The organism is Paraburkholderia sp. UCT2 (genome assembly GCF_014397665.1).
In the GTDB taxonomy this organism is placed as follows: Bacteria; Pseudomonadota; Gammaproteobacteria; order Burkholderiales; family Burkholderiaceae; genus Paraburkholderia; species Paraburkholderia tuberum.
In genome coordinates this window covers 65,995-79,887 of record NZ_VZQO01000028.1, presented here as the reverse complement: position 1 = coordinate 79,887, position 13,893 = coordinate 65,995, and the positions used below count along the sequence as shown (strand labels likewise).

The 13,893-nt window shown below is 62.7% G+C and carries 14 protein-coding genes and 1 tRNA gene; 11 read left to right on the top strand and 4 right to left on the bottom strand.

Annotated elements, in window-relative coordinates; translation table 11 throughout:
• Positions 1-24 precede the first annotated feature (24 nt).
• Positions 25-216 (top strand): CsbD family protein, encoded by a 192-nt coding sequence (locus F6X39_RS22625; protein ID WP_187618185.1) that lies wholly within the window; start codon positions 25-27, stop codon positions 214-216.
• Between the two features lie 22 nt (positions 217-238).
• Here F6X39_RS22625 and F6X39_RS22620 read toward each other — a convergent pair whose 3' ends face one another.
• Positions 239-388: a hypothetical protein gene (locus tag F6X39_RS22620; RefSeq protein WP_187618184.1), complete on the bottom strand. Its 150-nt coding sequence runs from the start codon at positions 386-388 to the stop codon at positions 239-241.
• A 57-nt stretch (positions 389-445) separates the two neighbouring features.
• On the opposite strand from F6X39_RS22620, the gene F6X39_RS22615 reads away from it, so the two are divergent.
• The 3 genes from F6X39_RS22615 to F6X39_RS22605 all read left to right on the top strand — a co-directional run bounded on the left by F6X39_RS22615 (position 446) and on the right by F6X39_RS22605 (position 2,579).
• A complete protein-coding gene (locus tag F6X39_RS22615) occupies positions 446-667 on the top strand; it encodes a hypothetical protein (protein WP_184021431.1) in 222 nt (73 codons plus the stop codon).
• Between the two features lie 129 nt (positions 668-796).
• Positions 797-1,504: a glutathione binding-like protein gene (locus F6X39_RS22610; protein WP_184009513.1), complete on the top strand. Its 708-nt coding sequence runs from the start codon at positions 797-799 to the stop codon at positions 1,502-1,504.
• Between the two features lie 235 nt (positions 1,505-1,739).
• Positions 1,740-2,579, top strand: coding sequence for a hypothetical protein (locus tag F6X39_RS22605; protein ID WP_187618183.1), 840 nt, complete (start codon positions 1,740-1,742; stop codon positions 2,577-2,579).
• 24 nt (positions 2,580-2,603) lie between these two features.
• Here F6X39_RS22605 and F6X39_RS22600 read toward each other — a convergent pair whose 3' ends face one another.
• Entirely contained in the window at positions 2,604-3,542 is a 939-nt protein-coding gene (locus F6X39_RS22600; protein WP_187618182.1) for a class I SAM-dependent methyltransferase, read from the bottom strand.
• A 517-nt stretch (positions 3,543-4,059) separates the two neighbouring features.
• Here F6X39_RS22600 and F6X39_RS22595 point away from each other — a divergent pair.
• The 3 genes from F6X39_RS22595 to F6X39_RS22585 are packed head-to-tail and all read left to right on the top strand — an operon-like array spanning position 4,060 to position 5,359.
• Positions 4,060-4,734, top strand: a complete 675-nt coding sequence (locus tag F6X39_RS22595; RefSeq protein ID WP_187618181.1) for a hypothetical protein — start codon at positions 4,060-4,062, stop codon at positions 4,732-4,734.
• Positions 4,731-5,123, top strand: a complete 393-nt coding sequence (locus F6X39_RS22590; RefSeq protein WP_262414779.1) for a hypothetical protein — start codon at positions 4,731-4,733, stop codon at positions 5,121-5,123. The genes F6X39_RS22595 and F6X39_RS22590 overlap by 4 nt, the downstream gene beginning before the upstream one ends.
• Positions 5,102-5,359, top strand: coding sequence for a hypothetical protein (locus F6X39_RS22585; RefSeq protein WP_222945288.1), 258 nt, complete (start codon positions 5,102-5,104; stop codon positions 5,357-5,359). Before F6X39_RS22590 ends, F6X39_RS22585 begins: the two co-directional genes overlap by 22 nt.
• Positions 5,360-5,654: 295 nt before the next feature.
• Here F6X39_RS22585 and F6X39_RS22580 read toward each other — a convergent pair.
• Both F6X39_RS22580 and F6X39_RS22575 read right to left on the bottom strand, forming a co-directional pair.
• Positions 5,655-5,729 (bottom strand) — tRNA-Arg (locus F6X39_RS22580).
• Positions 5,730-5,964: 235 nt separating this feature from the next.
• Positions 5,965-6,156, bottom strand: coding sequence for a rubredoxin (locus F6X39_RS22575; protein ID WP_184009557.1), 192 nt, complete (start codon positions 6,154-6,156; stop codon positions 5,965-5,967).
• A 313-nt stretch (positions 6,157-6,469) separates the two neighbouring features.
• On the opposite strand from F6X39_RS22575, the gene F6X39_RS22570 reads away from it, so the two are divergent.
• The 4 genes from F6X39_RS22570 to parC all read left to right on the top strand — a co-directional run bounded on the left by F6X39_RS22570 (position 6,470) and on the right by parC (position 13,779).
• On the top strand, positions 6,470-6,871 hold the full coding sequence (locus F6X39_RS22570) for a DUF4399 domain-containing protein (RefSeq protein ID WP_187618179.1): 402 nt from the start codon (positions 6,470-6,472) through the stop codon (positions 6,869-6,871).
• 171 nt (positions 6,872-7,042) lie between these two features.
• Complete coding sequence (locus F6X39_RS22565) at positions 7,043-8,977, top strand: ATP-binding cassette domain-containing protein (RefSeq protein ID WP_187618178.1); 1,935 nt, start codon at positions 7,043-7,045, stop codon at positions 8,975-8,977.
• A 434-nt stretch (positions 8,978-9,411) separates the two neighbouring features.
• Entirely contained in the window at positions 9,412-11,397 is a 1,986-nt protein-coding gene (locus F6X39_RS22560) for a DNA topoisomerase IV subunit B (RefSeq protein ID WP_184065576.1), read from the top strand.
• A 60-nt stretch (positions 11,398-11,457) separates the two neighbouring features.
• Positions 11,458-13,779: a DNA topoisomerase IV subunit A gene (parC, locus tag F6X39_RS22555; protein ID WP_187618177.1), complete on the top strand. Its 2,322-nt coding sequence runs from the start codon at positions 11,458-11,460 to the stop codon at positions 13,777-13,779.
• Positions 13,780-13,893: the final 114 nt, after the last annotated feature.

Genomic DNA, 13,893 nt, shown 5'->3' with positions numbered 1-13,893 from the left:
CGACTACGCATATGGGAGCCGAGCATGAACAAGGATCAAGTGAAGGGCGTTGGCGAGCAGGTCAAGGGCAAGGTCAACGAGGCCGTCGGCAAGGCCACGAACGACCCTGCGAAGGAACTCAAGGGCGACCTGCAGCAGGGCGCCGGCAAGGTGCAGAAGGCCTATGGCGATGCGAAGGAAAACGCCAGGGACGATGCAAAGCGCGGTCGTCACTGAACCCGTTCGGTGCAGGTTGCCGTCACGGCGGAGGCGTCGCGATCGTCGCGGCGCCTTTGCTTTTTGTACGGCGCAGGTCGGACACGACGCGTCCGATTTTACAAGTTGGGTCACGGCTGACGTTGGCGCGGCGGCCGGCCTGGGAGTAACCCGTGATCGCGATGATCGGCATTCCGCACGCGCTGCGAGCCCTTTAGACTTGGCGCAATCCCATCAGGAGGTCGCGCCAATGACACCCGAAAAGATACTTTCGATGTTCGAACGGCAGTATTTGGAAGGCAAGGCGCCGCCCGATCTCGAAGCGACCTGCGCGAACTTCGCGACGTGGCTCGCGGCCGCGTGGGAACTGCTCGACAGCACCGAAAAGACGCTGCTGCTGACGGTCGGCGCGGCGCTGTGGCGCGAGGGCTTCAACGTGCGCGCGGGTACGGCGACGAAGGACTTGTGGTGAACCGCCGATCGCGAACGGCGCTGTTGCCGCAGCGTTTGTAGGGGCTTCACGCGGCCTCGCACGCGTTGTGGCGAGTCGGTTTATATTGGGCGGTCTTGCAATTTCTGTCCCATAGGGCGACCCGAACCCATGACCGACTTATCCGCTTTCGCGATCACGAAGAAATGGCCGGCCGAGCATCCGGACCGGATTCAGCTCTATTCGCTGCCGACACCCAATGGCGTAAAGATCTCGATCATGCTCGAGGAAACCGGCTTGCCGTACGAGCCACATCTGGTGCGCTTCGATACCAACGATCAGATGACACCGGCGTTTCTGTCGTTGAACCCGAACAACAAGATTCCGGCGATCCTCGATCCGAACGGTCCCGACGGCAAACCGCTGCCGCTGTTCGAATCGGGCGCGATCCTAATTTATCTCGCCGACAAAAGCGGCCGGCTGATCCCGCAGGACGCCGCCGGGCGCTACGAGACGATCCAGTGGGTGATGTTCCAGATGGGCGGCATCGGTCCGATGTTCGGCCAGGTCGGCTTCTTCCACAAATTCGCCGGCCGGGAGTACGAGGACAAGCGTCCGCGCGATCGCTACATCGCCGAATCGAAGCGGCTACTCGGCGTGCTGGAGCAGCGCCTGGAAGGACGCACATGGGTGATGGGCGATCAGTATTCGATCGCCGACATCGCGATCTTCCCGTGGGTGCGCAATCTGGTCGGCTTCTATGAGGCGGGAGAACTGGTCGGCATTCAGGACTTCCCGAACGTGCGGCGCGTGCTGGCGGCGTTCGTCGAGCGTCCGGCGGTGGTGCGCGGCCTGAATATTCCGCAGCGGCCGGCTTGATGGCCTGTTGCGCGCGCTCGTCGCGTTCATGCCGGGCGTTCCGAAGCGTTCGGTCATGCGCGCGTGAGCGCCTGGCATGCGCTGTCGTCGTTTCTGCGCTTCGACGGTTTTTCGTGTCCTTGAGATTAATACCGCTGAGCGCGTATAACCTTTGAGGTGAGTAAAGTTCTTACCGGCTTATCGGGCGAGAATCGCGCGACAGCGCTGTGACGCGACCGGACGAAAAGGTGAAGCAATGAGCGCCGTTACATTGTTCGCGTGGTCCGTTCCGGCGTATTTCCAGGATTCCGTGGTCGACCATACATGGGTGACGACCTACGACAGCCGCGTGAAGATTTACCCAGCGCTGGCGGACGTCCTGATCGCGGGCGAGCACTATTGGTACAGCTGGGGCAGCTTCCACGCCCGAGGTGGGACGCCGGTCAGTGCGGATGGTTTTTTGGCTTCCGGCGCGGCAAATCTGCTTTATGCTAGTTGTCTATGTAAGCCCGATGTGGACTCGAACATCGATCCGGCCGCTCGTGGAACGATATTCAGCTATGGTCGCGATGGTGTATGCCATCAGCTGTCAAACCAGATTCTTTGGGCGACCGGCAGCGGTGGAGCGGCTCCAGCTACCGTCCGCATGTCCAGGGGCTACTGGTTGAGCATCGCGATCTTCGGAACATACGGCAAGCAGCATGCTGCATGGGCGAGCAAGAAGATTCAGTGCTCGACACCAAGCGGGAGTGACGCGATGAAGCCAGGACATCAGGAATCCGATGTCGACGATTTTCAGGAGCATCTTCAGGCGACTTTGAAGGGTCCCGACGCGGATGCGAAAATCAAGTCGTTGATGAATCATCGACGCGCATTTATGGTGCAGGTCGAGCGTTTGCAACATGCCCCGCAGGGCGGCGATGTTCCGTCCGCCTCGGAGCTGAACCAGGCCTATTCGTCTTTTCTCCACGACGCTGCTGACATTCTGGGTCCCGAGGACTTCGAGCGAGTTTTTGGTGAACGCCCAAAGGATCAGATGAACGTCGTCGATCCTTCGATATACGAGCAAAGTGTCCGTCGGCCGATGCAAAAATAATGGAGCCGCTGGACTGGCGTCGTCTCAAACGCGTTTCGCGATCACCGTCGTCGAACTCGCAATGTCGAGATTCTTTTTTGCGCTTAGCTGCTTCACAAACGATCGATCCAGCAACGTCGGCGGTCCTTGCAGAATTTCTTCGACCGTGAGCGCCTTGAATTCCTTCAGCGCATTCTCGTCGAGACCATCGGCCCATTCGCTCATGATCCAGTAAATCGACCAGATGGCCGATGTCGATTCCGGTACGTACACACGCTCGACATTGATCGCAGATCCGAAGAGGTTGAGAATCCCCTCGGCTGTCATGTTGTAGTAGTGATGCGGGTAGCCGTGAGTGGGTTGAGTGAGCGGAACCACCACGACCAGATCGCCTCCCGGCTTCAGCACGCGAAGAATTTCTTTGGCGGCAGTGAATGGGTCCTTCACATGTTCGAGGACATTCAACGACAGAAGGCCATCGAACGATGCATCTTTGAATGGCAGAACTTCGCCGACACCTCGCACGTCGGTGGATGGATAGTTGGTGATGTCGAAATTGATCACGTTTTCGTAGATCGCGGGACGGCTGCCGGCCCCACAATCCAGAATGATCCCCGACGGATGGCGCTCGATCATACTCAGTGCATCCTGATCGTACAGATTGCTTCCGGCCAGGTCCGAGTCGTAAATGTCGAACTGGGAGCGCAGATCGGGCGACAAAAAATCGAAAAATTCTCCGTCGTCACTAAATGGCATATCAGTGCGAAGGACAGACGCTATTCTTTTTCTTCGTTCCTGCCTGGATTGGGCCGCCACCAGTGCATCTTGCCTGCGATGACTTTCGGCGCTTCCGAAAACTTCGAAATGCGATCTTCCTGATCGTAATGCGCCGAGCCTGACAGCCTCAGCGACGTCCGGATTTGCGGCGAGATAGGCCTGCTCACAAAAATTCAACGCGGTAACGCATTCAAGCGCTTGATCCATGTCGGTCCTCGGAAACGTTTCGAAGTCGGCTCGCAGATTATAGCGATCCGAGATTTCCGGGAGCGCCTGATTTTCCGGGGTTGTCGAACGGGTGGTTCGCCTGGAAGGCGGATCGGCAACAAAAAGCACCGCAGCGCAAGGTGTGCGGGGCTTTTAAGAGCGGACCTGGCAGCCGGTTGGGCGCTTGGTCCCCTTGGCCTACTACAAATACGCTCACTATCTTTCTGTTGCTTTGACGCATGCACTGTGCCGTGCGGGGTGCCGCGTGGCAGGCCGCCGCGCGAATGAATGTCATCGATTGTGTCGGATCTGTCGCTCCGTTCACAGCTTTGTGCTACGTATAACCCCTTCAAATCGATCTGGAGGGGGCGCATGTTGATGGGGCTACAGACAGATGGCGATTGACTTCGAAGTCGGAACGCATCGGTGCTGCACGCTCTACACGCGACAGGAGTATCGCGGTAGTGCGTTGAGCAACGAGGCTCGTGCCGGACGTCAGCTCATTACCTAGGCAGGATTGCGGGAACTCACGCGCGACACACGTCAGCTAGCGCGGCTCGTCGAATTCATGCGCAACGCGCGCAGTGGCGCATACGCGAGTAGCGCTGCTCCAGAGCAGACCGCCCGGGCGCTCCAGAACGCCGTCGAACGTGGCGATGTGATCGCAGTCGTGCCCACGCCGCGTACGTCGCGCGGAGGCGGTGCGCCTATTGAGCGGAAGATCCGGCCGTACTACGCGACCGTCACGCCGTCGCAGCTATTCAGGCGCGCGCTGCCTGTGGTGAGTGCCGGGCGTTCATTCCAGCGTCCAGTACTTCCGCGACTGGCCGCCGACGATGATCTCGCCATCTGGTTCGCCCGCCCCGGTGACGTGCTTCCGGATGGAACCATCGCTACGCCGGTATCAACGCCGCTGGGCGATGCGCAGGCGTTCGACTATCAGCCCGACATGCCGGGTGGCGCAGCAGATGAAGTTGCCGGGATGCCGTTCAAAGGCACGCCGGGGACGTGGATCTCCAGTATGCCGGGGACGATGCCGCAGTTGCGTCAGTTCGGGCCGAATGGCACGCCGCTAGCGGACTTTGACCTTGAAGCGCACCACGGCATCCAAATCCGCACGCGCACAATTGGGACGGCTACATCCGCGACGAGGGCGCGCCGGTCTCCTTGCTCCCTTGGTAAATCGATATGACGGATGAAATATTGAAGGCGTGGGGCTATTTCCACGATTGGTATCTGGACAGCGTGGTCATTGGCCCGAATACCGAGCCCCGGACGCTGACGCTAGGCCTGTACCTTGCCAACAGGCGCGCGTTGGTCACGTTCAACGGCGTGACGTGTGTTTCGGTTGAGCATCTTGGCTTGCTGAATATCGTCTACGGCATTCACATCGTTGCCCCGGACGACGCGAAGCACGCGCGGGCCAGTGCTGTGCTCGAAGCTGGAGAGCGACTTACCGACAAGAAAGCCGCACTGCTTGCTTTCATCTATTCCACTCTCGGTGCCGAACTCGCGATTGAGTGTGACTCGCTTGAGGTCCGTGAGACCGATGGCGGAACATGTGGCCCTCGGCTCCCGTGATCGCAAAACGAAAGCGGGACCGCCTCGCTGGCGAGCGTGGTTGCTTCGTTCAGAAGTACGCGCGTAAGGCGCACGCCCGGCATGATCGGAACGACCGCCGATACGACCGGGAGATCGAGAAAGCGATGCGGGCGGTACGCGCAGACGAGCTTTCCGAACTGCTGTCCGGCGACGGCAACGAGGACGAACTGCCAGAAGCGCTGAGCGGCACGGTGGAGATTGACGAGTACCGCTAGAGCGGGCACGAATGGATGGGCTAGTGGCAATCGAAATCCAGGCGAGAGCCGGCAACCTTTGTGTGGTCTATGCTCGAGCGGAAAATTGCGGCGACACCGGGAGTAGAGAGGTACGCGCTGGCCGCAAACGCATCGTCACTGCCAGCCCGACCACTTTGGCGAGGGACGAACCGCAACAGGTGAAGCTCGCTGAATTTCTGCGCGATGCCTCCGCACCGTCTCACGTTCGCGGCGACTCGTCAGTGCAGATTGGGCCCATGTTCAATACTTTTCTGGGCAACGCCGGGAAGCTATCTGGTCCCCCTGACAGGAATCGAACCTGTATCTAGCGCTTAGGAGGCACTTGTTCTATCCATTGAACTACAGGGAGAGGACCGGGCCGGACAGATCGGCGAGGACTTGGTGAGTCCAGACTGACCAGCGAGCGCAGAGTATATCAAACCGGCGCGGGCAAGAGGAGAGCCAAGCCGGCAGCCGCCCGCGCCTCGCACAAATCCCGCAAAAACAAACGGCCCAGCAGACATCGCCTGCCGGGCCGCGCAAACCACCTGAGCATCTGGCGAAGCGCACGCAACCGCGCCTATCGCCGCAAGCTCATCTCACTGTCAAAACTCCACCACCGCGAACTCCGCCTTGCCCACGTCGCACAGCGGGCAGCGCCAGTCTTCCGGAATGTCGGCGAAACGCGTGCCCGGTGCGATGCCTTCTTCGGGCAGACCGTCTTCCTCGTTGTAGATCCAACCGCAAATCAGGCAGACCCAGCTCTTGAATTCCGTCACTTCGATTACTTCGCTCACGACACGCTCTCTCATTCAATGCAATGGCCGGCTTGCTCTGCCCCTTTATGGGGCGGCGCGGCGACCCGCAATATTACCGGAATTTGTCAAATCAGCCGCAGACGACCGATGCGGCGCCGCCCCAACGCCTCTGCGGCGAGCCCGGGTTCGCGCGACGGGCCTCGTCACACAAGCCGTGTACGCTTTGGCCTGCAAGCTATTTGATTGGACAGATGTGGCGCTCGCATCGCACGTATTGCGACGATCGGTCTCGGAGAGGCCGCGGCCGCTGGCGGCGCCGCATCGCCCGGTTTCGTTTCCAAAGGAGAAAACGATGTTTAAAAACAGATGGTTGGTCGGCGTCGCGGCGGCTGGGCTACTCGCCGGGTCGGGTGTGGCGCAGGCGGCGGGCGTGACCTTCGTGCAACCGGCGGACGGCGCCACCGTCACCAATCCGGTGCACGTCGTGTTTGGCCTCGACGGCATGAAGATCGCGCCCGCCGGCACGCTGACGGACGGCACCGGGCATCATCACCTGCTGATCGACGGCAAGCCGCTGCCGAAGGGCGAGGTCGTCCCCGCGACCGACAAGTCGCTGCACTTCGGCAAAGGCCAGACTGAAACCGATCTGACGCTGCCGCCGGGCGACCATACGCTGACGCTGCAATTCGGCGACGGCGCGCATCGCTCGTATGGGCCGGAGATGAGCAAGACGATCACGGTGCACGTCAAGTAAGCAACTGCTTGAAAGGCCGGGCCGGCGCGCGCGTCGCCGGCCCGCGCCGATAGCGTTGCACACTGTGTCGCGCGCTTCATCGCACGGATGTTCCCGCCCGGCATACCTGCGACCGGCCCTGCGCCCGGTACAATGAGCAGTTCCGACTCATCGCTGTCTTCTCCCATTCCCATGTCGCTTTACACCATTACCGGAGCGCAGCTCGCGTTCGGTCACGTCGCGCTGCTCGACCACGCGGATTTCTCGCTCGAAGCGGGCGAGCACGTCGGGCTGATCGGGCGCAACGGCGCGGGCAAGTCGTCGCTGTTGAAAATCGTCGCCGATCTGGCCAAACCCGACGACGGCCTCGTCACGCGTCAGCAGCATCTGAGCACGGTCTACGTGCCGCAGGAGCCCGAGTTCAACGCCGACGACACCGTGTTCGACGCGGTCGCCGCCGGACTCACCGAGGCGCGCGCGCTGCTCGACGAATACGACGCGGTCGCGCATCAGCTCGCCGACACGCCTGAGGGCGCCGAACACGACGCGCTGCTCGCGCGCATGAACACGCTGCAATCGTCGTTGGACGCCGCGGACGCATGGAATTGGAGCACGCGCGTCGCGACCACGCTGCAGCAGATCGGCCTGAACGGCGAAGCCCGTGTCGGCTCGCTGTCGGGCGGCATGCAGAAGCGCGCCGCGCTCGCGCGCGCGCTCGTCGTGCAGCCCGACGTGCTGCTGCTCGACGAGCCGACCAACCATCTCGACTTCGACGGCATCCGCTGGCTCGAAGATCTGCTGGTGTCGTTGCGCGCCGGGCTGCTGTTCATCACGCACGATCGCGCGTTTCTCGACCGCGTCGCGACGCGCATCGTCGAGCTCGATCGCGGGCGGCTGCTGTCGTATCCGGGCAATTTCTCGGCGTACCAGACGCGCAAGGCGCAGCAGCTCGAAGTCGAGCGCATCGAGAGCGAGAAGTTCGACAAACTGCTCGCGCAGGAAGAAGTGTGGATTCGCAAGGGCGTCGAGGCACGCCGCACGCGCAGCGTCGGCCGCATCGCGCGCCTCGTGCAGATGCGCAACGAGCGCGCCGAGCGCCGCAACGTGCAGGGCAACGTGAAGCTCGACGTCGGTCAGGGCGAGAAGTCCGGCAAGATCGTGGCGGAACTGACGGACGTGACGAAGCGCTATGGCGAGCGCGCGGTGGTGGACCGCTTCACGGCCACGGTGATGCGCGGCGACAAGATCGGCTTCGTCGGTCCGAACGGCGCGGGCAAGACCACGCTGTTGAAGCTGATCCTCGGTCAACTCGCGCCGGACGAGGGCAACGTGCGCGTCGGCACGAATCCGCAGGTCGCGTATTTCGATCAGATGCGCGCGGCGCTCGATCTGGAAAAAAGTCTCGCGGACACGATCAGCCCCGGCAGCGAGTGGGTCGAAATCAACGGCCAGAAGAAGCACGTGATGAGCTATCTCGGCGACTTCCTGTTCGCGCCGGAGCGCGCGCGTTCGCCGGTCAAGTCGCTGTCGGGCGGCGAGCGCAACCGGCTGTTGCTCGCGCGCCTGTTCGCGCGCCCGGCCAACGTGCTGGTGCTCGATGAACCGACCAACGATCTCGACATTCCGACGCTCGAACTGCTCGAAGAACTGTTGATCGACTACGACGGCACGGTGCTGCTCGTCAGCCACGACCGCGCCTTTCTCGATAACGTCGTGACGTCGGTGATCGCATCGGAAGGCGGCGGCAAGTGGCGCGAATACGTCGGCGGCTTCACGGACTGGCAGACGCAGCGCGATCGCTCGGAGCAACTCGCGCTCGAAGCGCAGAAAGAATCGAGCAAGGAAGCGCCGAAAGAAGCGGCGCCGAAGGACAGCGCGTCGGGCCGCAATGCGCAGCGCAGCGCGAAGCTGTCGTTCAAGGAACAGCGCGAACTGGAGGCGCTACCGAAAATGATTGCCGACCTCGAGGCCGAACAGAAGGCAATCGGCGCGCAGCTCGAAGACGGCTCGGTGTTCGCGAAAGATGCACGCGAAGGCGCGCGTCTGACCGAGCGCTATGCCGAGATCGACGAAGCGTTGATGCTCGCGCTCGAACGTTGGGACGAGCTGGAAAACCGCGTCAAGTAGCGCGGCGTGCGCGGCCGGCACAAAAACAACAGAAAGCGCCGCCGCGCACGGCACCGAAATTCAGCCGGCGCGCGCCCGTGCATTTTCCGCCGATACCTATCGCGCCGCCGTCCTGCGAGCCGTCCATCCTCCATTGCATGTCCCCCAACGCCCGCCGCGCCTTATCCAGTCGGCCAATTCAGCGCGGGGTCAATTGCCGCCGTGATCGAAATCAGTACAATACCCCGCGAACAGGCTTCCCCGGCGGGCTGTGCGTCCATGTCCGGCATTCGAGCGCGCCAACGGAAGCCGCGCGACAAAACAGCTTGCCCGCATCGCGGGCGCTCCACCTAACCCCGTTGTTTCGTTTCGCTTTTTTTGAATACTCAACGCATTGTCCACGGCCCTGTCCACAGGACCTGTGGACAACGATGAACCGACGCACCGAGTCAATCATGTCTACGAAAAAGCCAAACGCCGCGTATAGCGAAGCGTCGATCAAGGTGTTGAAGGGTCTGGAGCCGGTCAAGCAACGGCCCGGCATGTACACCCGCACCGAGAATCCGCTGCACATCATTCAGGAAGTCATCGACAACGCATCGGACGAGGCCCTCGGCGGCTACGGCCGGCAAATCACAGTCACGCTGCACGCGGACCATTCGGTCTCGGTCGACGACGACGGCCGCGGCATTCCGTTCGGCCTGCACCCCGACGAGGGCGTACCGGTCGTCGAAATCGTTTTCACGCGCTTGCACGCGGGCGGCAAGTTCGACAAGGCCGCCGGCGGCGCCTATACGTTCTCGGGCGGTCTGCACGGCGTCGGCGTGTCGGTCACCAACGCGCTGTCCACGCGGCTCGACGTCACCGTGTGGCGCGACGGCAAGGTCGCCGAACTGAGCTTCGCGCACGGCGACGTCGCGAAGCCGCTCGAAGTGCGTGCCGCCACCAAGGCCGACAAGAAATCCGGCACGCGCGTGACCGCGTGGGCCGATCCGAAGTACTTCGATTCGCCGAACCTGCCGCTCGGTGAATTGCAGCGTCTGTTGCGCTCAAAAGCGGTGCTGCTGCCGGGCGTCGAGGTCACGCTCGTCAACGAGAAAACCGGCGAGCGGCAAAGCTGGAAATACGAAGACGGCCTGCGCGGCTATCTGCTCGAAGGCATGAACGGCAGCGATCTGCTGATTCCGCTGTTCGAGGGCGAGCGCTACGCGGAAAGCTCGCGTTCGAGCGAAGAGACGTTCGCCGAAGGCGAGGGCGCGGCGTGGGTGGTCGCGTGGAGCGAGGAAGGGCCGCTCACGCGCGAGTCGTACGTGAACCTGATTCCTACGCCCGCGGGCGGCACGCATGAGTCGGGCTTGCGCGACGGTCTTTATCAGGCGGTCAAGAGCTTCGTCGAGTTGCACAACCTGCAGCCGAAGGGCGTGAAACTGCTCGCCGAAGACGTCTTCGCGCGGGTATCGTTCGTGCTGTCGGCGAAGGTGCTCGATCCGCAGTTTCAAGGGCAGATCAAGGAGCGCCTGAATAGCCGCGATGCGGTCAAGCTCGTGTCGTCGTTCGCTCGGCCGGCGCTCGAACTGTGGTTGAACCAGCACGTCGAGCATGGCAAGAAACTCGCGGACCTCGTGATCAAGCAGGCGCAGGCGCGCACGCGCGCGGGGCAGAAGGTCGAGAAACGCAAGAGCTCGGGCGTTGCCGTGCTGCCCGGCAAGCTGACCGATTGCGAATCGACGGAAATCGGCCGCAACGAGCTGTTCCTCGTCGAGGGCGACTCGGCGGGCGGCTCCGCGAAGATGGGCCGCGACAAGGAATACCAGGCGATCCTGCCGCTGCGCGGCAAGGTGCTGAACACATGGGAAACCGAACGTGATCGCCTGTTCGCGAACAACGAGGTGCACGACATTTCAGTGGCGATCGGCGTCGATCCGCATAATCCGGACGACAAGATCGATCTGTCGAATCTGCGCTACGGCAAGATCTGCATTCTGTCGGATGCGGACGTCGACGGCTCGCATATCCAGGTGCTGCTGCTCACGCTGTTCTTCAAGCATTTCCCGCAACTGATCGAGCGCGGTCACGTGTGCGTCGCGCGTCCGCCGTTGTTTCGCGTCGATGCGCCCGCGCGCGGCAAGAAGCCCGCGCAGAAGCTCTATGCGCTCGACGAAGGCGAGCTCGAGGCGATTCTCGACAAGCTGCGCAAGGACGGCGTGCGCGACAACCAGTGGTCGATCAGCCGCTTCAAGGGGCTCGGTGAAATGAGCGCCGAGCAGCTGTGGGACACGACGATGAATCCCGACACGCGCCGCCTGCAGCCGGTCGCGCTCGGCGAACTCGACTACGATGCGACCGTCGCGCGCATGACGATGCTGATGGGCAAGGGCGAAGCCGCGTCGCGCCGCAGCTGGCTCGAAGAGAAGGGCAACGAAGTGGAAGCGGACATCTGAGCGCATTGCGCCTCAATGCGGCATATGACACTGCAAGCCAAACACGGACACGGAATCTAGATGGACGACGATAACACTCTCGACCTTTTCAACGAGCCGCCGTCGGACAGCGACGTGCTGACGCTCGGCAACTACGCGGAGCGCGCGTACCTCGAGTATGCGGTCAGCGTGGTCAAGGGCCGCGCGCTGCCCGATGTTTGCGATGGGCAGAAGCCGGTGCAGCGCCGCATCCTGTTCGCGATGAACGAGATGGGCCTTGGCGACAACGCGAAGCCGGTCAAATCGGCGCGCGTGGTCGGCGACGTGCTCGGTAAGTATCACCCGCACGGCGACCAGTCCGCGTACGACGCACTCGTGCGTCTCGCGCAAGACTTTTCGATGCGCTATCCGCTGATCGACGGCCAGGGCAACTTCGGCTCGCGCGACGGCGACGGCGCGGCGGCGATGCGTTACACCGAAGCGCGCCTGACGCCGATCGCGAAGCTGCTGCTCGCCGAAATCGATCAGGGCACGGTCGACTTCATGCCGAACTACGACGGCTCGTTCGAAGAGCCGAAGGTGCTGCCGGCGCGTCTGCCGTTCGTGCTGCTCAATGGCGCATCGGGCATCGCCGTCGGCCTCGCGACGGAAATTCCGTCGCACAACCTGCGCGAAGTCGCAGGAGCGGCGGTCGCGCTGATCCGCAATCCGAAGCTCTCGCATGCGGAGCTGATGCAGCATGTGCCCGGTCCGGACTTCCCCGGCGGCGGCCAGATCATTTCGAGCGAGGCGGAAATCGCCACCGCGTACGAAACCGGCCGCGGCAGCCTGAAGGTGCGCGCGCGCTGGAAGATCGAGGATCTCGCGCGTGGCCAGTGGCAACTCGTGATCACCGAACTGCCGCCGAATACGGCCGCGCAGAAGGTGCTCGAGGAAATCGAAGAACAGACCAACCCGAAAATCAAGCTCGGCAAGAAGACGCTGACGCCCGAGCAGTTGCAGACGCGGCAGACGCTGCTCGGGCTCGTCGACGCGGTGCGCGACGAATCGGGCAAGGACGCGCCGGTGCGTCTCGTGTTCGAGCCGAAGTCGAGCCGCATCGATCAGACCGACTTCGTCAACACGCTGCTCGCGCATACGAGCCTCGAATCGAACGCACCGCTGAACATGGTGATGGTCGGCGGCGATGGCCGGCCGCGTCAGAAGGGCTTGAGCGAAATCCTGCACGAGTGGATCGCGTTCCGTTTCGCGACGGTGACGCGCCGCACGCGGCATCGTCTGTCGAAGGTCGACGACCGCATCCATATTCTCGAAGGCCGGATGATCGTCTTCCTGAATATCGACGAAGTCATCCGCATCATTCGCGAATCGGACGAGCCGAAGGTCGCGCTGATGGCCGCGTTCGGTCTCACGGACCGCCAGGCCGAGGACATCCTCGAAATCCGGCTGCGTCAGTTGGCGCGCCTCGAGAAGATCAAGATCGAGAAGGAACTGGCCGAGCTGCGCGACGAGAAGGCCAAGCTCGAAGAGCTGCTCGGCAGCGAACCGGCGATGAAGCGCCTGCTGATCAAGGAAATCGAAGCTGACGCGAAACAGTATGGCGACGAGCGCCGCACGCTGATCCAGCAGGAAAAGCGCGCGACGTTCGAAGCGCGCGTGGTCGACGAGCCGGTCACCGTCGTGGTGTCGCAGAAGGGCTGGGTGCGCGCGCTGAAGGGCCACGGGCTCGATCCGGCCGGCTTCAGCTTCAAGGCAGGTGACGGCCTCTACGCGGCGTTCCAATGCCGCACGCCCGATACGCTGATCGCGTGGGGTAGCAACGGGCGCGTCTATTCGGTCGCGGTGGCTCAACTGCCGGGCGGACGCGGCGACGGCGTGCCGGTCACGTCGCTGATCGAGCTCGAATCGGGCAGTCATTTGATGCACTACTACGCGGCGTCGGCGGAACAGGCACTGCTGCTCGCGTCGAGCAACGGCTTCGGCTTCATCGCGAAGGTCGGCGATATGGTGAGCCGCGTGAAGGCCGGCAAGTCGTTCATGACGATCGACGCCGGCGCCGCGCCGCTCGCGCCGATGCCGATGCTGCCGGACGCGGCGCAGGTCGCGTGTCTGTCGTCGGGCGGGCGTCTGCTCGTGTTCGGCCTCGACGAGATGAAGACGCTGTCGGGCGGCGGCCGTGGCGTCACGCTGATGGCGCTCGACGACAACGAAACGCTCGTGCAGGCGCTCGCGATCAATCAAGCAGGCGTGATGCTGATCGGCACGCGTCGTGGCGGCCGCGTCGACGAGGAGAAGCTGGCCGGCGCCGAGCTTGCGGCGCATGTCGGCAAGCGTGCGCGCAAGGGACGCGCGCCCGCCAGCAAGCTGAAGCTCGACGGCATGCGTCCGGTGCTGCCGGCCTAGTGGAGTCGATTTAACGAAGTTTGACGCTGCAAACCCGTGAGCGCCTGCTAGCATGCGGGGCGCTCGCGGTCTGTCGCAGCAAAGTCCGTCGCGCGAAGGGCGTGGAAGCAAACG